Annotated in this window: 10 protein-coding genes; 4 read left to right on the top strand and 6 right to left on the bottom strand. The window is 41.7% G+C overall.

The genetic code is table 11. From position 1 onward, the window contains the following. Positions 1–454: 454 nt before the first annotated feature. The 6 genes from LC653_RS23185 to LC653_RS23160 form a co-directional block, all read right to left on the bottom strand. Positions 455–1,798 carry a glycosyltransferase family 2 protein gene (locus LC653_RS23185; RefSeq protein ID WP_229497083.1) on the bottom strand — a complete coding sequence of 448 codons (1,344 nt, stop codon included), beginning with the start codon at positions 1,796–1,798 and terminating at the stop codon, positions 455–457. A 137-nt stretch (positions 1,799–1,935) separates the two neighbouring features. Continuing rightward, complete coding sequence (locus LC653_RS23180; protein WP_229497082.1) at positions 1,936–2,403, bottom strand: DUF2141 domain-containing protein; 468 nt, start codon at positions 2,401–2,403, stop codon at positions 1,936–1,938. Next, positions 2,397–2,570: a glycosyltransferase family 2 protein gene (locus tag LC653_RS23175; RefSeq protein ID WP_443689861.1), complete on the bottom strand. Its 174-nt coding sequence runs from the start codon at positions 2,568–2,570 to the stop codon at positions 2,397–2,399. The genes LC653_RS23180 and LC653_RS23175 overlap by 7 nt, the downstream gene beginning before the upstream one ends. Positions 2,571–2,831: 261 nt before the next feature. Then, positions 2,832–3,836, bottom strand: coding sequence for an NAD-dependent epimerase/dehydratase family protein (locus tag LC653_RS23170; protein WP_229497081.1), 1,005 nt, complete (start codon positions 3,834–3,836; stop codon positions 2,832–2,834). A 208-nt stretch (positions 3,837–4,044) separates the two neighbouring features. After that, complete coding sequence (gene devC, locus LC653_RS23165) at positions 4,045–5,223, bottom strand: ABC transporter permease DevC (protein ID WP_229497080.1); 1,179 nt, start codon at positions 5,221–5,223, stop codon at positions 4,045–4,047. 89 nt (positions 5,224–5,312) lie between these two features. Further along, positions 5,313–6,521 (bottom strand): ABC exporter membrane fusion protein, encoded by a 1,209-nt coding sequence (locus LC653_RS23160; RefSeq protein ID WP_229497079.1) that lies wholly within the window; start codon positions 6,519–6,521, stop codon positions 5,313–5,315. Positions 6,522–8,905: 2,384 nt separating this feature from the next. On the opposite strand from LC653_RS23160, the gene LC653_RS23155 reads away from it, so the two are divergent. The 4 genes from LC653_RS23155 to LC653_RS23140 all read left to right on the top strand — a co-directional run bounded on the left by LC653_RS23155 (position 8,906) and on the right by LC653_RS23140 (position 22,097). Further along, positions 8,906–9,184 carry a hypothetical protein gene (locus LC653_RS23155; protein WP_229497078.1) on the top strand — a complete coding sequence of 93 codons (279 nt, stop codon included), beginning with the start codon at positions 8,906–8,908 and terminating at the stop codon, positions 9,182–9,184. A 223-nt stretch (positions 9,185–9,407) separates the two neighbouring features. After that, positions 9,408–14,957, top strand: a complete 5,550-nt coding sequence (locus LC653_RS23150) for a type I polyketide synthase (RefSeq protein WP_229497077.1) — start codon at positions 9,408–9,410, stop codon at positions 14,955–14,957. Between the two features lie 275 nt (positions 14,958–15,232). Next, entirely contained in the window at positions 15,233–16,960 is a 1,728-nt protein-coding gene (locus tag LC653_RS23145; RefSeq protein WP_229497076.1) for an SDR family NAD(P)-dependent oxidoreductase, read from the top strand. 388 nt (positions 16,961–17,348) lie between these two features. Further along, entirely contained in the window at positions 17,349–22,097 is a 4,749-nt protein-coding gene (locus LC653_RS23140; protein WP_229497075.1) for a PfaB family protein, read from the top strand. The last annotated feature ends 47 nt before the right edge of the window (positions 22,098–22,144 follow it).

Below are 22,144 nucleotides of genomic sequence, written 5' to 3'. Positions count from 1 at the left end.
TTGATTGTTAAGAGGATGTTTTTAAACCTGGATTAGAAACTATCAAAATCTCCAAAATAATAAGCCAAAGCTCCCCTTAATATATTTGTCTAAACCCTTGCCATGAATACAAATACACTTAGGTAATTAACAAGCAAAAACGTGTATTTTAACAAAGGTTATAACTCAATACAGTTCAGTTAAGCATTTTTTCCTTCTCTCTGTGTCGCGCCAGTTGCTTCTCCCAAGGGGAGACGCTGCGCGAACAAGTCTCTTAACCGCAAGGGCGCACTGGCTTCTCTACGCCTCTGTGGTTCATTAAAAAAATTGATTTCACAAAGGGTTTTAGCCTTAACCCAAGCGTATTGGTTTATAACTAATATAGTTCTACTAAATATAAGATTATATAATTTGAAGACTAGGGAATGTTTAGTGTAATAACTTTCATGCCCTAGTTCATATTTAGCGATTTAGTTCAAAGAGAAACCTTGCTATCAATAGGCTGATCTAACCATTGATAAGGGCGATATTCGACTAGGCGGACATTCCAGGGCCCTTGAACCCGATAGGAAACACCGCGCCAAGTGACTGTTGAAACCCAGAGGGATGATAGCATCGCTAACCCATAAACCCACTGTGTCAAGGGAATCGCAATCAACATTTTGATGATTGTAGCAGCTGATAATTTTGCGTAGACGTGGAACGGTGAGGGAGTCGCAGTCTTGGCGGTTCCCGTCGACTGCGAACTCCCGAACCCGAAGGGCTTGCCGATAGGCATCGCCTGGTCATTAGAGCGAACCACTCGCTGTATCTCTAACTCCAACACAAGCATTATCAAGAGTAACCCTACAGTATAGACACCATAGCAGCCTAACAAGAGAGCCGCAGCTTCCCATTTTGCCTCTAACAACGACTCAAGAACTAAAATGATCAGTGCAGTAGGAAACAAAATGCTAGAAACAGCTTCACTAACTAAAGCTAACCAACGTGGGTGATACAGTCGAGAATAAAGGATGAGGCGCTTGAGATAATCTATTAAGTTGAATAAATTAGTCTCTTCACGATTTACAATCAGCAGTGAAGGCACAAACTTTACCTGCAACCCGTGTTTTTTGAGGATGTCGTGCATCATAAAATCTTCGCCTAAAGCTTGTCCCCACTTATCAAGCAGTTCTGTTTGGCGAAGTACTTCTGTTTTCACAGCCAAAGTCCCACCCCAAGGAATCTGGAAGAGAAACATTTGCACCACTGTGGATACATTGCCGGCGTAGCGCACTAAAGATCCCCAATATTTACCTGTAGGTACATACCAACGATTACCGGTTGTTGCCCCTACTTTCGCATCCCCCAAAGGACTAACTAATTCTCGCAGCCAATTTACATGGACTATAGTATCAGCATCTACTAAAGCAACCACTTTGTAAGAATCATCCAACTCACCGACAGCTTGGATTAAAGAACTGCATTTGAGACTACAATTGTTGCGTACTATTCTCAAAGGGCTGATTTGAACGTTGGTCGCTTCTTGCTCTGTGATGGTTTCACTGGCAATTTTCCAAGCGGGATCTTCGTGACTATCAACGATCAATTTTAAATCATACTGTGGATAGTTTTGATTCAGGAGCGATCGCAAACATCTAGGCAAAAACGGATCGGCTCCGCGTAGGCAAAGAATCACTGCTGTTTTGGGCAACTGGTCATCTGGTAGTAATTTTTTTTTAGATGAGCGCAGATACCATATAAAGACAAGCGTTAAACACACCTGAATAACCAACCAACCCGTCAAAGACTTAGACAGAAATATCGCCAAATCTTCCATTAAATTTTTAGTCTCCGGTAGAATATCGGCTTGTTTACATGTAGGTGTGATCTAAACCGTAATTCTCAAGAAAGAGAGGTGACAGGGAACAGGTTACAGGAAATAATCTGTACCCTGTAACCTGTCCCCTATTCCCTTTATGAATCCAGCAAATATTTCATGATGATGTTGACTGTTGTATTTTTGTTTACAACAAAGCTGGCATCACGAAACTTTGGCGAACCTGTTTGTATGGAGACAGTTGGATTTTTGGAAATCCCAAAACCTTCTTTGGGAATACCGAAAAAGTCTTTATTGAGTTTGCGATCGCCATTTTGATCGTCAACTACGGCAACAGCATAAGTTCCAGGTTTCAAACCGGAAAATTGTTTTTTTACAGAATTGCCAGTAATCTTAACGCAGCCACTTTGAGATCCGCTAGAATTACTCATTGGAAATCCTTGTTCATTTGCGTAAACTCTGAAGCAAATCTCACCTTTTTGGTGATGTACTCCATTTACCACAACACTTAGTGTTGCAGTTGGCTCTGCATTTACTGTTTTAGCAAAGCTGAAGCTCACTAAAGTAGCAAGCAAAACATGACAAAGCTGAGGTAATTTCAACATAGTTTTGTAGTGAATAATAGGTGATTTTTGGGTTGGTCTTCAGTTTTATCTGTAGATGCATTATCTGAAATAATTAGCTCAAAATCTTCAAAGGTTTGAGCCAAGAGTAAATCAATGGCTTCTTTGAGAAATTTTTCACCATTATATACAGGTAATCCGATGCTCAATCGTGGCTAATTGCTACTCATAGAAAACAACTATTCTAAAAACTTGTGGATTATTAAATGCTTAATTGCAGATAATTCTTAGGCAGATGCAACGTAATAATCCAAAAGTAAAAAGTGAGAATTTAGTAGGTTGGGTTGAGCATAAGCGAAACCCAACAAAGCCTTGATAATGTTGGGTTACCCTGCGGAATCTTGCTACCTTCCTCAACCCAATCTACTATTCTAATTTTTATATTCTCCCTACTCCCCACCCCCAAAAGACTATTTCATCAAGCTTTGAATATCTGTTTTTTGCAGCCATTCATGTGTTCGCTGCATTCCTTCTTCTAGGTCAATTGTTGGTTTATAATTTAACAGGTTTTGTGCTTTGGCAATGGAACAAGCATAGGGACGAGTCATAAAATCTATCGACTCTGGTAAGATATCAACTTTTTTGCGAAAAAGTTTTTGTCCTTGAACGCGTAGCTTTAGAAACAACTTGATTTCATCTTTCGGCAATGAAAGCGGTGCTGATAAACCTTCGATTGCTGCTAAACGCATAAAATACTCTTTCCACGAAGTTTCTTGTCCGTCGGTGATATTAAATATTTCACCAGAGATTTCTTTTTTTATCGCAATAAAAATTCCATCAATCAAGTTATCTATATATACATGATTGATTACTCCTTTACCATCGTTAGCATAGGCAAATAATTTTTGACGCATCATCAGAATTGGCCTGACTATCCAGGGAATACTTCCTGGGCCGTAAACATCTCCGGCTCGAATAATGATGATGCCAAAATCGGAAGCATTATTTAGTTCTAATAGTGCTTTTTCAGCTTCTATTTTCGTTTGGCAGTATGGATTATTTTCGCCAGAGAGTGGCCCGGATTCTGTAATACCATTAGGATAGTTGAAACCGTAAACCATCACACTGGATAGATGCACAAATCTTTTGACACCAGCTTGTTTAGCGGCTTTAGCTATATTGACTGTACCGCCAACATTAACATCACGAAAACGGTTAATTGCGCCAGCTTCTTCGGCAATTTGCTCTGTATGTAAAACGATATCTACTCCCTGGCAAGCTTTTTGAGCAATAGCAGAATCGATAATACTCCCAATAATTACTTCAACACCTAAATTCTGTAATTGTTTGTTCTGTTCAGTAGAACTTTGCAGTCCACGAACATTCATTCCTTGCGCTATAGCTAACTCGGCTGTACGCAAACCGACAAGTTCATCAATCCCAGTGATTAGCAGGGTTTTGTTTTTGAGGTTCATAAATTTGGGCTTATTGTTAAATAGGTGAATTTGATTTATTAGATAAAAAGTTTCAAATTTATACCGAATCGTAATTTAGGTAAAGACTTTTAACCTAAAATCTAAAATGGGTATAAAGAGCAATTTTTCTGTGGAGAGTCTGCACTAATGCTTACTTATGAGCCTATATCAAGGCAAAATAATTTGATTATTTTGCTGCGAGGAATAGCTAGAAAATATCTCCTGGGTCTGCGGAGCGGAGTTTGTTGATAGCAAGCGCTCCTGATGCTATACACATCAAAACTGTTGAAATTAATACAATGAGTGCATTATTAATGGTCATAAATATTGGTAATTTAGTTGCTTCGGCTGCAAAGTTATATAACAAAACAGAAGTAATAAATCCTGGAATATAACCTAAAATTGCCAAAATCAAAGCTTGCTGAAATACCACATTTAATAAATATTTGTTGGCATAACCTATGGCTTTTAAAGTGGCGTAAGCAACGAACTGCGTAGCAATATTGCTGTAAAGAATTTGATAAACAATTACTACACCGACAACCGCAGCCATTGTCAACATCAAGTTAAGAATAAAACCAATGGGTGTTCTGACAGCCCAATATTTTTTCTCAAACTCAATAAAGCCTTGACGTGTAAAAACTTGCACATCATTAGGCAAAGTTGATTGCAAATTTTTCAGTACTGCTTCTGCATTAGTACCAGGTTTGAGGGAAATCAAACCGATATCTATCATATCTGCCGGACGAGTATTGGGATTTATCCTCAAGAAAGTTGAGTCACTGACAAGTAAATTACCGTCTACCCCAAAGGAAGGCCCCAAGCTGAATAAGCCACCAATTCTGACTCTATAGCCAATTAATGAATTGAAGGGAAATATTTCAATTGTCTGTGTAGTATCTCCCGCATCAAATTTTGTAGCTATTGGGCCAAACTCTGGGCGAGAACTCCGGTCAAAAAGCATGACATCGGGAATTTTGAGTTTATCTAAATTTTTCTCAATTTCTGGGATGTTCATCACAGGTCTACCGGGATCGAAACCAATAACGTATATTGAATATTTCTCACCGGTTGCCGGATTTTTCAGTTTGGCAAATTGCAAATACATGGGGCTAACTGACTCTACGCCATCAAACCCCAGAGATTGGTACAAACGAGTCCGCGAAAAACTTTGATTTGAGGTCAAAGATTTATATTGAGAACTAACTAAAAATAAATCTCCTTTGAGATTCTGATGCACTGCGGTTGCACTTGAATAGAGGGCATCTTGAAAACCAAGTTGCACAAACATTAGCAGTACAATAAAACCAATCCCAGCTACAGCTACTAGTAAACGAACTTTTTGCTGGGCTAGCTGTAGCCATCCTAAAGGAATTTTGAAATTCATGGATTTATTTGTTATTTGTCATTTGTCATTTGTCATTTGTCATTTGTGAATGGCTAATAACTAATGCCCCATGCCCAATGCTCAATTGACTAAATATGAATGGCTACATCTACCTGTAAGTTGGTGAAACGAGCAACCTTTTCACTATCTGCGGGACTATCGATGGAGATTTTCACTTCAATTATTCTGCGGTCTGTATCTGAGCCAGGGTTGAGGCTAAAGATGTTTTGCTTGTCAACTTGCCAACCAATCTCTTTTACAGTTCCTTTTATTGTTCCAGTAAATGCAGTGCTGGTAATTGTGGCTTTTTGTCCTACACGCACTTTTTGAACATCGGTTTGATACACCTCTGCAATCACATACATTTGAGATGTCTTACCTATCTCAGCAAATCCTCTGCTGCTGCTGATTACTTCTCCGGTTTTGGCGTGAATTTTCAAAATTTTGCCATTTATGGGAGATTTGATGTAACTTAAATCCAAGTCGGCTTTTGCTTGTTGAACAGAAGTTGTTGCACTGTTGACTTCGGTTTGTGCGACTTGAACATCTACACTACGCACTTCGCTAATACTGGTGAGTTGGGCTTGTGCTTGCTTGCGTTGTTCCTGGAATGTGTCTTGAGTCCGTTTGAGAGTGGCTTGAGCTTCTGTTAACTGCTGTTGTGTAGTCTTTAGTTGCAATGCTTTGGTATCTGCTACAGAAGCCGCGATCGCACCTTGTCTATATAATTGCTGATAGCGATTATTCTCGGCTTGAGCATTGTCTACTTCAGCCTGGATACGGTCGATTGTCGCCTGTTGTGTAGCAACGTCTCCTTTATATTGTGGCTCTAAACCGGCGATCGCTGCCTTTTGAGCTTCAATATCTCCGGTTTTCGCTCCAGATTTAACCTGCGCTAGTTTAGCTTTGGCAACTTGCAGTTGGTCTAAAGCTTGTTGCAATGCGGTTCTAGAACGACCATAGTTTTCTAGATACGCTAGTACTTGTCGTGCTTTAACCGTATCTCCTTCTTTTACCAACAGTCTTTCTACTCGCACTCCGTTATTGGAAGCGGGAGCAGTCAAAGAAGTAACTTCGCCTTCTGGTTCCAAACGCCCCAAGGCTGTCACAGCAAGTTTTGCAGGAGCGACAGCTTTTGGAGGATTCGCTTGTGGTGTCACAACTTTAGGTTTAGACCAAAACGGTATCAAACTATAAAAAGCTATTAATCCGGCCGCTAAAGTGAGAGAAGCTGCTAAAATTACTTGCGATCGCCCTACGGGTTTTGTGAATAATCGGCTTTCTTTATTTACTGCCATATTTTCATTCCAATTCTGTTTTCTAGGGGATAGCCTGGTTATATTTAGTCGATTAGATATAGACTCATCCGCAAATTACCAAGAGGGCTTTTCCTCTAAGGTTTCTACCTTAATCAAGTGGATGGGTCTAAATTGGTTTTATATGAATTGTTGTACGCTTTTGCCGCCCAAACTCACTATTGTGGCGTGAAAATTAATGGTGGTGTTACTTCAAAGCTTCCTAAGTTATATCCTAATTTTACATCTAATCCAGTAGCGTAAAATACAATAGCGCTAACCAGAAAACTTAACTTTCAAGAACAACGAAGCGCTAATAAAAATGATCTCAAAGTTGGGATAAACTTGTTATTAACAATAGCACAAAAATTGAATTTTGTCAATCGATTAGCTTTGCATAAGTCCTGATTCTCTCACTAAAATATTTCATCACAGTCAGGTTAGAGACTGAATAAATTTGCTCATTACTAACCCCTCGTCTGCTAATTGAATACCAAAAGATAGTTGGTGATTAAGCAGATTTGATATTACTAACAGATTATTCTTATTAAGGTTGTGTATTATAAGACATTATTATCAGCTTTGCTCATAGTAATTAAAGGCATGAAGCGATACATTTGGTGCGTTACGTCAACGCATATCTAAAAATACACGAGTCCACTGTGGCGGAAGTTTGTTTACCTTTAACAAGGGATTTGGCCTCTTGTGATTACCAACATACTTATAAATCTTCTGCTTCGTTACCATCCCGTCTTGGAATAAATTCCAAGGCTAATAGCTAAAGTCCTCTCAAGAGGACTATAGGACTTACGCACGAGTAACGGAAAACGTAGACGCAAAGCGGTGAAGCAGCGCGGTCTTCTCCCAAGGGGAGACGATGCCGCGCATAGCGCAGCGTAAAGCCTTCTCTTCGAGACGCTGCGCGAACGGCATGGCAACGCTATGAGCGAGTCCGCGAGCGTCTGGGGGTTTCCCCCATGAGCGACTGCACCAAGCCGGAGGGCAAGCCGTCCGGCTACCACAGAGAAGCCAGTGCGCCCTTGCGGTTAAGAGACTTGAAGCAACTGGCGCGGCGCACAGAAGCCAGTGCGCCCTTGCGGTTAAGAGACTTGTCCCTTGCGCGTCTCCCCGAATCCCATTCGTGAGAGGCTAGCGCCTGCCGTAGGATGCCCGAACGCGAACAGCGTCTCCTGTCTTGAGAAGGGCTGTAGGGAGAAGCAACTGGCGCGTCACGGAGGAATGAGAGTTTGAGAGGGTTTTTGCCATTCGTCCTAGACTAAATACAAAATTTGAAGCTATAGACCTCTTGCAAAAGTCCTTAACACGCCACCCCTTCCCCGCAAGCAGGAGGGGAGCGTTTGCTTTACTCAAATGCGGGGTGGGGTTCTTTATTTTTGATTTATGCAAGAGGTCTTATGTACATGCCCAATACGGTTCGGTTAAGAATATTTGTAGGTTGGGTTGAACATTCGTGTTACCCAACAAACCCCACAATATGTTGGGTTTCGTTCCTCAAACGCCACATGCTTCAAGTCGGGAAACCCGCCCAACGCAGTGGCTCCCCAACCTACACATTTTCATTTTTTGGGCTTAACCGAACCGTATTGTATGTACATGCCTATCTTTGATGAAAGGGAAAATTTCAGTCCACTTGAGTGGATTTTAACTATGAAAAGCAGAACTTAAGTTCTGGGCGGGATGTCAATCAGCGCGACACTTTGACTGTTACCTGTGTAGCTGTGCTTTATAAACGCCCTTTTAAAGGATGTAATCATAATTATGTTTACCAAGCAACATACTAAAAATTAACATTTGCTTTATAAATAACTGCTTTGCGTCTTAACTTGACTTATATTGAAAAATAACCCAAAACTTTGATTCAATTATGATGTTTCTCTGAGAAAACATACTTATGGTTATTCAATTTATCTATGTATTCATGGAATTGTTACTTACTAGACAACAGATTTGCATTGTTAACTTAATCCAGTACAAATTTTTGGCTAACCCGTAGATAACAAAATATCTCACACATTTATATTGTCATAAATTATACTGGGATGCGGAATTTTATTCAAAATTGACATAAGTAATAGTGGAGGCTTCTTTATAAAATAACTTTAAAGGAATGATTTAGTTTATGTAAAGTGTGTTATTGTTTTTATTAATTCAATGCTTAAAAGCAGTTAAGCAAACTAGTTATTTAATTGTAATTTTAAAATTAAAAATAACTAAATATAACTGCTTATGCATCAGCTTATGATCATTTAGTTACTTTTAAATTTGCATTATCTCGGATTAAAGGTGGTGTCTTTTCTGTAACGAACTTGTCAACTTTACTGGGTCAAATCCCATAAAATATATTATCCTGGACGTTGAAACTGGCTATGACATTGCTCAAGATACAGAACGTTGTCATTAATAACAGCTATGTTGCTGTGGTTAGGCTAGATAATCAAACGGGTTCAGGCAAAAAAAGCGTTTCTGTTTCCTTAGCTACTCTTCAGTTTTTATTGTTCCAGTGGGATACCATTGCTCAAAATCCCTACTATTACAAATGGATTGAATTCACTGGTCAAGCAGCTATTACACTCCAAGACTATTTTACCAGTTTTAACAACGTCATCGACCTATTGCCACAATATCAAGAGTCTAGCGTTGGATAACATTTTTTCGCGATGTCTACGACGGGCTACGCCTACGCAGTGTGCCAAAGTCGCCTAGAAACATAAGGCTTTACCCCGGCAGTATGTATCGTGTGGTGTTGATTTGGAGACAAGCATTTAGCAAAGATAAGATAGCTAACTGCTTACAAAACGAGAGTTTTTCATTAATTAGTAGGCAACAGAATTACTGTAGCTACACAATCCACAGTACTAACTATGCCCTATGTCTGCTTATTCGATTGATACTGCCTTAGCGGAGTTAGAAAGCCTTATCAATAATTGTGAAAAGGCTGTGATGAGGTCTATAGAGGAAAAAAAAATGAAGTCAGATAAGTTAGATAAATCAGTGTCAATCAACAAAATTAACAGACAATTACAACACAATCCTATAGCCATTGTTGGGATGGCTTCTCTATTGCCTCAAGCCAGAAATTTGCGGGAATACTGGCAAAATATAGTAAACAAAATTGACTGTATTACTGATGTTCCTTCCACTCACTGGAGCGTCGAAGATTATTACGATCCCAATCCCAGAACTCCTGAAGATAAAACCTACTGTAAAAGAGGTGGGTTTCTTCCAGAGGTAGATTTTAACCCGATGGAATTCGGCATACCACCCAGCATTTTGGAAGTCACAGATGTATCGCAACTATTAAGTTTAGTAGTTGCGAAAGAAGCGATGGAAGATGCAGGTTATGGCGAAAAACGTGAGTTTAACCGCGAGATGGTTGGGGTAATCTTAGGCGTGGCTATGGCCAAGCAATTAGGAATGCCACTTTCTGCCAGGTTGGAATATCCGATTTGGGAAAAAGCGCTCAAAAGCAGTGGTTTATCCGATGAGGATACGCAAAAAATCGTTGATAAAATTAAAAGCGCTTATGTGAAATGGGATGAGAACGCTTTCCCTGGAATGTTAGCTAACGTAGTCGCGGGTAGAATTGCCAATCGCCTAAATTTTGGCGGAATGAATTGTGTAGTTGATGCCGCTTGCGCTAGTTCCTTCGGTGCTTTAAAAATGGCAATTAGTGAGCTAGTTGAGCATCGTTCTGACATGATGCTAACTGGTGGCGTTGATACCGACAACACCATCATGGCTTACATCTCATTCAGCAAAACACCGGCTGTTTCTCCTAGTGAGAGTGTCAAACCTTTCGATGCTAAATCTGATGGGATGATGCTGGGTGAAGGTATCGGGATGATTGTCCTTAAACGGTTAGAAGATGCGGAACGGGACAACGATAAAATCTATGCCGTAATTAAAGGTATTGGTACTTCCAGCGATGGGCGTTACAAGAGCATTTATGCTCCTCGCAAAGAAGGTCAAGTTAAAGCCTTAGAACGTGCTTATGAAGATGCCGGTTTCTCTCCCGCTACTGTTGGTTTGATGGAAGCACATGGCACCGGCACAATGGCTGGAGATCCGACAGAATTCGGTTCTTTAAAAGACTTCTTTGATGTACATGATGACAAAAAGCAGCACATCGCTTTGGGTAGTGTGAAATCACAAATCGGACACACAAAAGCGGCTGCGGGTGCGGCGAGTTTGATTAAAACTGCTTTGGCTTTACATCACAAAGTATTACCGCCCACAATTAACATCACCGAGCCGAACCCCAAACTCAACATTAAAAATTCGGCATTTTATCTAAATACCGAAACCAGACCTTGGATTCGTCCAGAAGGAGAAGCACCAAGACGCGCAGGTGTAAGTTCCTTTGGATTTGGCGGAACCAACTATCACGTCGTTTTGGAAGAATATGAAGCCGACCAAAACCACGCTTACCGTTTGCACAGTGATGCTAGTGAAGTGCTGTTGTTTGCTCCTACAGTAGACCAATTGTTGAGCAAATCGGAAGAGATTTTAGGTAAGTTGCGTTCACGAAGTGACTCCGCAGGAGTATCGCCAGATGCACATACACATTACGCACAATTAGTCAATGAGTGCAAATCGCCACAAATTCCCCTCTCTGCTGCTAGATTTGGATTTGTAGCTGAGAATCTGGAAGAAGCTTGCAAGTTGTTGCAAACTAGCATTGACTGGCTGAAACATAAAGGAACAGCAGCATCTTGGGAGCATCCCCAAGGGATTTATTATCGCTCCTCTGGTATGGAGTTGGGCGGAAAAGTTGTCTCTCTATTTTCTGGTCAAGGTTCGCAATACTTGGAGATGGGACGCGAACTGGTAATGAATTTTCCTTTGATGCGCCGTCTTCATGGTTATATGGATAGCCTGTTGCTCAAAGATAATTTGCAGCCGTTGTCAGAAATCGTTTTTCCTCATCCTGTGTTTGGAGAGGCAGAAAAAAATGTCCAAATTGCTGCCTTACAACGCACAGAATATGCTCAACCAGCTATCGGGGTGTTGAGTGCAGGGATGTACAGCATATTGCAACAAGCTGGGTTCAAGTCAGATTTTGTTGCCGGTCACAGCTTTGGTGAACTGACAGCGCTATGGGCTGCGGGGGTTTTGAGTACAGAAGATTACTTGTTCTTAGTGAAAGCTAGAGGTCAAGCAATGGCGGCTCCCGAAGACCCGGATCATGATGCGGGTAGTATGTTGGCTGTCAAAGAAGACATCAGCAAAGTGGAAGCAGTGCTGAGACATTTTCCGCAAGTTGCGATCGCTAATCAAAATTCTCCAACTCAATTTGTCTTGGCTGGGCCTACCGCAGAAATAGCGAGAGTCAAAGACGCTTTACACGAGAAAGGATATACAGCTGTATTGTTACCTGTTTCAGCAGCTTTCCATACACCGCTAATTGCCTTTGCTCAGAAATCATTTGCGATCGCCACCAAGTCTGTCAAATTCCAAAGTCCCAAAATCCCTGTCTACAGCAACGTTACCAGTAAGCAGTATCCCAAGGAACCCCAAGGTATTCAAAAGATTCTGGAAACGCACCTTTCCAATTCAGTGCTGTTTAAACAGGAAATTGAAAATATCTATGCGGCGGGTGGTACTTGCTTTGTGGAATTTGGGCCGAGAAGAATTCTCACCAACTTAGTCAAAGATATCCTTGGCGATCGCCCTCATATCACCGTATCTTTGAACCCCAGCACTCAAAAGAATAGCGATCGCTCTTTGCGAGAAGCAGTTGTGCAGTTGCGGGTGATTGGTCTGGCTTTGAATAACCTCGATCCTTACCAACTTCCCCAAACTATACCCCCAATTGAGACGAAGAAGACATTAAATGTCCGTTTAAACGGGATAAACTACAGATCCGAAAAAACGAAAAATGCCTTCGCTCTAGCTTTGCAGGATGGGCATAAAGTCACATTACCCACCCCCGAATATTCTGATGCGGTTCCTTTATTTAGCAGCCCAGGTGTAACTCCAACTCTCGCAGCGATCGAGACTAACGGACATAAAAAATCCACCGCAACAATGAACGGTGTCATCACCCAACCAGAGCAACAAATGAATCCTGTGACCCTTTCACAACCAGCCCAGGAATCTAAGATGCAACCAACGCCAGAAAAACTTACAAATTACCAACAACTTTTAGAAAGTTTAGAATATCTCCTGACACAGTTCCAGGAAAATCAAGCCGAGAATTTACAAGTTCACGGTACTTATCTCAACCATCAAATGGAATACGCTAAAGCGTTTTTCCAACTGATGCAGCAGCAGAATTCCTTGTTGAGTGAAAGTAAATCAACAGCCGAAACTGCCAAAATGAAGCTAGTTGTCATGGAAAGCTTAGAGCGCAGCATGATGCAGTTTCACTCCCAACAAGGTGAAACCCTACGCATCCATGAACAATATCTTCAAGAACAGTTGGAATATACTAAAAACTTTTTCCAACTCATACAGCAAGAGTATTCTCAAATCATCTCTGGTGATGGAGCAACCCAACTAACAGAGAAACTAAGCAATTTCACTCAGTTCAGCACAGAAACAACTGTTAGTGATGCACCAGTACCTGCTACTACCAAGATAGTAGAAAGCCAGCCTTTGCCTGTAACTGAGCCAAACGGCTTAAATCTTATCCAAGAACCTCTCCCGCCTGCTGTAGAGCCTGTAGTTGAAACTCCTGTATCCCCAGAGACGCGATCAACAGAGACGCGATCAACAGAGACGCGATCAACAGAGACGCGATCAACAGAGACGCGATCAATCGCGTCTCTACTTCCCACTCCCCACTTCCCCACTGTCGAGATAGAGCCTGTAGTCGCGCCACCTGTCCCAGTAGTAGAACCCCAAGCCGAGGTTGTAGTCAAAATTAGCTCACCCCCAGTCAACGAAGTTGTTGCATTCACCCCAGAACCAGCACCCACAACTGCTGCACCTGTATCTGGCGCAACCATCGATATTGTTGACTTGGATAAAAACCTCTTAGCCATCACCAGCGACAAGACCGGCTACCCAGTCGAGATGCTGGAAATGGACATGGACATGGAGGCTGATTTAGGAATTGACTCCATCAAACGGGTGGAAATCTTAGGGGCGCTACAGGAAATGTACCCTAACCTACCCAAGCCCAATTTAGAAGAACTCTCAGAAAAACGCACCATCGGTCAAGTTGTAGAGTATCTGCAATCCCACGCTTCCAAAAGTATTACTGTAGAAATTGCAGTTCACGAAGTACAACAAGCAACCGAGATTTCAGTAGAGGCTGCACCTGTAGTTGAGGTAGTCACTGCACCTGAACCAAGCGTAGTTGTCGCATTCACCCCAGAACCAGAACCCGCTACAAGTGAGCCAGCCCGGTCTTGTTGCTCCAACAAAGAGGGACTGGCGAACCCGGAGGGTGATGAATTTGCAGAATTAGGTCAAACCCTGTTAGCCATCACCAGCGATAAAACTGGCTATCCAGTAGAGATGCTGGAACTGGAAATGGACATGGAAGCCGACTTGGGGATTGACTCCATCAAACGGGTAGAAATCTTAGGGGCGATGCAAGAAATGTACCCCAACTTACCCAAGCCAAATATCGAAGAACTCGGAGACCTCCGCACCATCGGTCAAATAGTCGATTACCTACAGCAGTTGGCTGGAGGTGAAAAAAAAAAGTCTGAACCTGAGTTTGTCCAACAGCAGCCACCGGAATTAGAGCATAATATCCAGCGCCATCCCGTCAAACTCAGAACCCTAGCACAGCCCGATTATTTGGATTTCACATTACCAAAGGGACACATTGGTTTAATCACCGATGATGGTTCCCTCACCACTTATAAATTAGCTGAATCCCTAATCGAGAAAGGCTGGAAAGTAGTAGTTATCAGCTTCCCCCAATCGCTCATCGCTCAACAAGCGCCCTTACCCACAGGAGTAACCCGCGTCACCTTAGCAAACTTAAGTGAAGAACATCTCCAACAACAATTGCAAGCGATCGCATCTCACTGCGGAACGATTGGGGCCTTCATCCATCTACATCCGATGTTTGTAGGAAATCACACCGGGAGTATTTCCTATAACGAATCAGAAAAGGCGATCGTCAAGCACGTATTTTTGATGGCGAAACACCTCAAACCCTCCCTAAACGAAGCCGCACGTCATGGACGTAGTTGTTTCTGCACAGTTGCTCATCTTGATGGAGCCTTCGGCTTAGAGTACAAAGTCAACTTCGGTGCGATCGGCGCTGGACTATTCGGATTAACCAAAACCCTCAGATGGGAATGGCCAAAAGTTTTCACTCGTGCGATCGACCTAAGCCCCAGACTTGACGCCAAACAATCAGTACAAAACATCATCGCCGAACTTCACGACCCCAACCTTTATATAAGTGAAGTTGGCTACAGCTCACAAGGACGAGTCACCATTATCGCCGATTAATCTCCTCCCTCTGCGCTCTCTGCGTCTCTGTGGTTCGTTTAAAAAAAACCGCAGAGGACAGGACACAGAGAAAAAGATAGGAAACAACTTGTAACCAGCTTTCTAGAGCATCTTTTAAGGGACTTTCAACAAATAAATTACCCAATCTTGTGGGGTGGGCATCTTGCCCGCCCATATATAAGGGCGGGCGAGACGCCCACCCCACAATAAGTAGTTGAGTATTTTTTTATTTGTCAGTCCCTAATTAGGAATTACGAATTAATATCAGAGGATTTATGACACAAACAGCCCAGCTTAGTCCATCATCAGTCTTTGTTGTGAGCGGCGGTGCAAAAGGGATTACGGCTGAGTGTACTATCAGATTAGCCCAACAGCAACCCTGCAAATTCATCCTCCTCGGTCGCTCTGAACTATTAGAAACCGAGCCAGATTATGCTCAAAATTCTGATGAATCAGCATTGAAAAAATGCATCATGGAAAATCTTCTTTCTCAAGGAGAGAAGCCCACACCCATGAATGTACAAAAAATATATAACAAAATTACCTCCAGCCGCGAGATTAAAAAGACCCTAGCAGCAATTGAAAAAACAGGAGCTAAAGCCGAATATATCAGCGTCGATGTCACAGATACACAAGCTTTACAAGAAAAACTTGCCACTGCTGTACAACATCAGGGCCCAATTACAGGAATCATCCACGGCGCTGGAAACTTAGCTGATAAGTTAATTGAAAAGAAAACAGAACAAGATTTTGAAAAAGTTTACACCGCTAAAGTTCAAGGTTTAGAAAACCTGCTGGCTTGCGTCAACCCTAATCAACTTCAGCATTTAGTTTTGTTTTCTTCAGTAACAGGCTTTTACGGAAATCCTGGACAATCTGATTATGCGATCGCTAATGAAATTCTGAACAAATCAGCCCATATATTTAAGCAAAGTTATCCCTCATGTCATGTAGTCGCTATCAACTGGGGCGCTTGGGACAGTGGGATGGTGACAGCAGAATTAAAGAAGATTTTTCAAGAGCGAAAAATTGATATAATTCCCATTGCAGTTGGAGCGCAAATGCTCGTTAAAGAAATGGGTCATACCAATCATGCAACCTCACAAGTTGTGATTGGTAGTCCACTGGTTCCCCTAGCGGCGGAGTTAGATTCAGAACTACGAACTTATCGTATTCGTCGCCAAATGACATTAGAGGCTAATCCATTTTTACACGATCATACTATTGCTGGTTCTCCAGTTTTACCAGCAACTTGTGCAATGACTTGGATTATCAATGCTTGTGAACAATTATATCCCGGTTATCGGTTGTTTAATTACAAAGACTTCAAAGTTTTGAAGGGGATTACTTTCAATGAAACATTAGCGAAGGAACATCTTTTAGAAATAGAAGAAATCTCTAAAGTTAATCTTGAAAAAATCGAACTTAAAGCAAAAATTTCGAGTAAAAACCCAGAAGGGAGAATCCATTTTCATTTTAGCGCTCAACTCAATCTCCAGCGAGAAATCCCATCTGCACCCACTTATGAATCTCTCAATCTCGAAGAAGATAATATCATCACCGCTACAGGAAAAGCTTTTTACCAAAATGGTGGGGCTACATTATTTCACGGCCCCGGTTTTCAAGAAATCAAAAGAGTCTTAAACATCAGCCCTGAAAAAATTACTACAGAATGTCTTTGGCCAGAACTCAGCCCCCAGCAACAAGGACAATTCCCCGTGCAATGGGTCAATCCTTATACAACAGACTTGAGTATGCACGCCTTATGGGTTTGGACACAACACTTTCATCAAGAAGGTTGCTTACCTGGAAAAGTCGAAAAATTTGAACAATTTGCGATTATACCACATAACGAAACTTTTTACGTTTCTTGTGAAGTGATATCTAAGACACCAAGTAGTGCGATCGCAAACTTTATCATACACGATCGCCAAGGAAAAATATACTCACGAATGCTCGGCGCTCATGCCATTATTTGGTCAATGAAAATGCTCAGAAGCTAGCAATCTTCCTTGACTTTTCACGTCATGTGGAAAAGCTAACGCGAAACCTAACCCCCCAGCCCCCTTCCCTACAAGGGAAGGGCAGGGTGGTTTCATACAACCACAGAAAAACTAAAACTGGGTTTCAAAGCCTCTCTCCGCTTCGGGGAGAGGAATGGAAGTGGGGTAAAAAGCTATGTCACAAAACGAGAAATCAAGACTTATGTATTTTTCTTTTTTCGTATGAAACCACCCTGCTTCCCTACAAGGGAAGGGGGAGAATTCAAAGCCTCTCCCCTAAAAGGGGAGAGGTTTGGAGAGAGGTTTGCACTTTCAAGTTTGGGGAACAGCGTAAATCCTGCCTTTTAATTATCTCTTGCTAAATACCCAAACTCGGAGCATATAAATCGTGGAAAAAATAGCCATTATCGCATTATCATGCCTATTCCCCGATGCTAAAAATCCTGAAGAATACTGGCAGAACATCGTTAATCAAAAAGATTCCACATCCTCTGCAACCGTCGAAGAAATCGGAGTAGATCCAACAATCTTTCACAATCCAGTCAAAGGTACACCAGACAAAACCTATTCCCTCAAAGGCGGATACATCCGCAACTTTCAATTTAATCCATCTGAATACAATCTACCATCAGAATTTGTTGCTGGTTTAGATAATACTTTCAAATGGTCATTGTATGCCGCTAAACAAGCAATAGTACAAAGTGGTTATTGGAGTAATCAAAATGTCCTGGCAAAATGTGGCGTAATTTTAGGTAATTTGTCATTCCCAACAAAATTATCTAATCAGTTATTCTCTCCAATTTACCAGCAAGCTATTAACCCTGCTGTCAGAGAACTTTTGCAGTATGAAGACTTTGATTTAGCTGTCCCAAGTGCAACTAAAGCATCTTTATACAATGCGATGATATCTGGGTTACCAGCATCTATCGTTGCTCAAGCACTATCTCTATCCCAGATTAATTTATGTCTGGATGCTGCTTGTTCATCATCATTTTATGCGATTAAACTAGCATCTCATTACTTATGGTCACACAAAGCTGATGTCATGTTAGCTGGAGCCATCAGTTGTGCAGATTCCTTATTCGTGCGGATGTTATTTTCCGGTGTTCAAGGGTATGCAGAAAACGGCATCAGTCGCCCCTTAGATAAATCTTCTAGAGGGTTAATTCCCGCCGATGGTGTTGGGATGGTAATGCTGAAGAGATATTCTGATGCCGTTAGAGATGGTAATAATATTCTCGCCACTATCTGCGGTAATGGACTCTCAAATGATGGCAAAGGTAAGCACCTACTTAGTCCTAATCCTAAAGGTCAAATTTTAGCTTTTGAGCGAGCTTATAATGAAGCAAAAATTAGTCCTAAAACTATCGATTATTTAGAGTGTCACGCCACTGGCACATTACTAGGAGATACAACCGAATTTAATTCCATAGAAACATTCTTTGGTCAAAATCAAGCTGCACCTCTGGTGGGTTCTGCTAAGGCAAATACTGGTCACTTGCTAACTGCTGCTGGCATGGTTGGCTTGACTAAGGTGATTTTGAGTATGTCTCATGGTGTAATTCCAGCAACCATGAATGTTTCGGAACCTTTAACTTCAGAAAAAAGTACAATTTCTGCCGATAAAATTGTTAGAACAGCTACAGCATGGCCTAATAATAACGCACCAATCAAACGGGCAGCTATTAGCGCTTTTGGTTTTGGCGGCACTAATTCTCATCTGATTTTAGAACAAGGAAATACAACACAATCAGTTGAATCAACTCCACCTGTTCCACCTACCAAAGTCGCCATTGTTGGCATGGATGCCTTTTTTGGTAACTGCAATGGTTTAGATGCTTTTGAACGTAGCATTTATGATGGAACACAGCATTTTACTTCCCTACCACCTCAAAGATGGCATGGGATAGAAAATCAAGAAAACGTACTTAAAGAGTACGGTTTAACAGACGGGAAAGCACCAGTAGGGGCATACATTAAAGATTTTGAAATTGATACTTTATCGTGCAAAATCCCACCGAATGAAATCGAAAAGTTAAACCCACAACAATTATTGCTCCTCAAGGTTAGCGATCGCGCCCTAAAAGATGCGAAACTACAGGAGGGTGGTAATGTTGCGGTTATTGTCGCTGCTGAGACAGAATTTTCCGTACATCAGCTACAGCAAAGATGGAATCTCTCTTGGCAAGTTAAGGACGGTTTACTCAACCAAGGAATTTCTCTACCTGCTGAACAGCTTTCCCAACTAGAAACCATTGTCAAAGATAGCATTCACCAACCAGTAGAAATCGGCGAATATGTGAGTCACATCGCCAACATTATGGCGAGTCGGATTTCTGCTTTGTGGAATTTCACTGGCCCTGCATTCACCATCAGCGCTGGCGAAAATTCTGCCCTCAAAGCCTTGGAAGTTGCCCAAATGCTACTTGCTACGGGAGAAGTAGATGCGGTGGTTGTTGGTGCCGTAGATTTAGCAGGCGGTGTGGAAAATGTCTTGTTCCGCAACCAATTTGCCCCAATTAATACGGGTGTCAATACGTTGGGTTATGACCAACAAGCCAATGGCTGGACGGTTGGCGAAGGTGCGGGTGCTGTCGTCCTCAAGCGCTACGAAGCTGCTAAAGAAGATAATGAACGCATCTATGCAGTAATTGATGCCATGAGTTTTGCACAAGGTAATTCTACTTTGGGTAACGCTTTGGTAAAACCTGATGCCTCAGCTATCAACAATGTCTGCAAACAAGCTTTCCAGATGGCAGATATTCAACCCACAGAAGTTAACTATGTGGAAGTCTTCGGTAGTGGCATTCCCCAGGAGGATGAAGCCGAAATCACAGGTTTGCTCCAAGCTTATCCGAAAGTGGGCAATGGTCTGCACTGTGCATTGGGCAGCGTCAAAGCTAATATCGGCCACACCTATACAGCATCGGGAATTGCTAGCTTAATCAAAACCGCTTTATGTCTTTATTACAGGTATATTCCCGCCACACCCAAATGGTCTGGTGTCAAAACACCGCAAGTATGGGAAGGTAGCCCCTTCTATGTGGCAATGGAATCAAGACCTTGGTTTGTCGATAAAGGCGGCACACGCAGAATAGCAGCAATTAATAGCATAGGTATAGATGGCAGTTACGCCCATTTAATCTTATCGGAGGAACCCAGCCAAGAGGAGCGTGATAACAGATATTTGCAGCAAATGCCTTTTCATCTGTTTCCCATCGCAGTTAGCGATCGCTCCACTATACCCGATATCCTTAACCATCTCCAAAAATCTATCGAAGCTAGTTCTTCTTTATCAGCTACCGCCAGCCAAACATTCGCTACCTTTGAGCAGCAATCTGATGCAAAATACGTCTTATCAATCACAGGACGTAACACAAAAGAACTACTCAAAGAAATTGAATCTGCACGCAAAGGTGTAAATAATGCCTTTGATAACGGTACAGATTGGCAAACACCAATAGGAAGTTATTTCACAGCGAAACCATTGGGTAAAACCGGAGCAGTTGCTTACGTTTACCCCGCAGCAGTTAATTCTTATATCGGCATTGGTCGGACTGTTTTTCGTTTATTTCCTAAAGTCTTCGAGGATTTAAAAAGTAACAATCTCTACAACCGGGCTGCCGATGTTGAAAAGCTGGTTTATCCCAGAAGCTTACCTAAATTGACAACTAGGCAACTAGAAACTCTCGAAAAGCAATTGTTAGATGATTCACTGGCAATGTTTGAAAGTGAAATCGCCTTTGCTAGATACATGACGGCAATTTTCCGAGATGATTTTCAAGTCAAGCCGCAATGCGTTTTTGGGTATAGCTTGGGTGAAACTAGTATGATGGTTGCCCAAGGAGTTTGGAGTGATTTTGAGGGCGGAAGTAACACCTTAAACTCATCACCTCTATTTGGTGATAAGTTATCTGGGCCGAAAAATGCTGTGCGTGAATATTGGGGATTAACAGATTCACCAAACAACAATTTTTGGAATACCTATGTTCTCATGGCTACTCCATCTCAAGTTAGAGAATGCCTGAAACATGAGAATCGTGTCTACTTAACTCAAATCAACACACCAGAAGAAGTATTAATCGCTGGTGAAGACGCCGCCTGTAAGCGAGTGATTACAACTTTAGGTTGCAATTCTTTCCCCGCTCCCTTCGACCATGTGATACATTGTGAAGCGATGCGATCGCAGTACGAGGAAATCAAGAAGGTAAACACCTTACCATCCCAAAATCTTCCTGGTATTGTCTTTTATTCTGCCGCCGATTATCAACCAGTTGCACTTGAAAGTGATGCAATTGCTCACAATATCGCCAAAGGATTGTGCCAAGAACTTGATTTTCCCCAACTAGTTAATCGTGTCTACGGTGATGGAGTCAGAATATTTTTAGAAGCGGGCGCTGGTAGTGTCTGTTCACGATGGATTGATAAAATTCTCGGCAACAAAGAACATATCACAGTTTCTCTAAATCGTAGAGGGATGGATGACCATGCTTCAATGGTCAAAGCATTAGCAAAACTACTCAGTCATCAGGTGAACGTAGATTTATCACCGTTGTACAGTAAAGCCCAAGAAAGCGCTAATTCAAATAAAGCAACATTGAGAACAGTTACCTTGGGTGGAAAAGCGATCGCAGCTACAATTTTGAGCGAAGAAAATCGTAAACTTGTTGAACATTTCGCTGGGGATCTTAGGAGCGAACGTTTCAAAAAACAGCATCCAAATATACCTAATCTCCAACAATCTGAAATCACAGATTATCTTAACACTTCCAATCAAATAACTCAAGAAGAAAACTACTCCCCTAACATCTTGCCTCAGCTAGAAGAAGTAAAACCGAAAAATATCATTGATAACGTTTTTGAACCGAGAGAACAATTACAATCTTCTGAGTCAAGCGCAATTAGACAGCACATTCCTCTTTCTTCCCCACCTGTCATCACTCAAAAAATTAGTAGCATCATCAGCATGTTCGATTTAAATAAAACTCAGTATCAAAAGCTCAATGCTAATAATTCAAAGATAACTAAAGCACATACTGCCTTCTTACAAGCTAGACAAGATTACAGTCAGCAAATGAGCGAAATAATTCAATTGCAACTAGCTTGCGCCCAAAACTTGCTTAACGACGAATCCTGATAATTCCAAATGTATACTCCTGTCAATACGGTTCGGATAAGATCCCC

Source organism: Nostoc mirabile CHAB5784, from assembly GCF_020829645.1.
Lineage (GTDB): Bacteria > Cyanobacteriota > Cyanobacteriia > Cyanobacteriales > Nostocaceae > Nostoc > Nostoc mirabile.
Note: the sequence above shows the minus strand (reverse complement) of the source record. Positions and strands in the feature narration are given on the sequence as shown.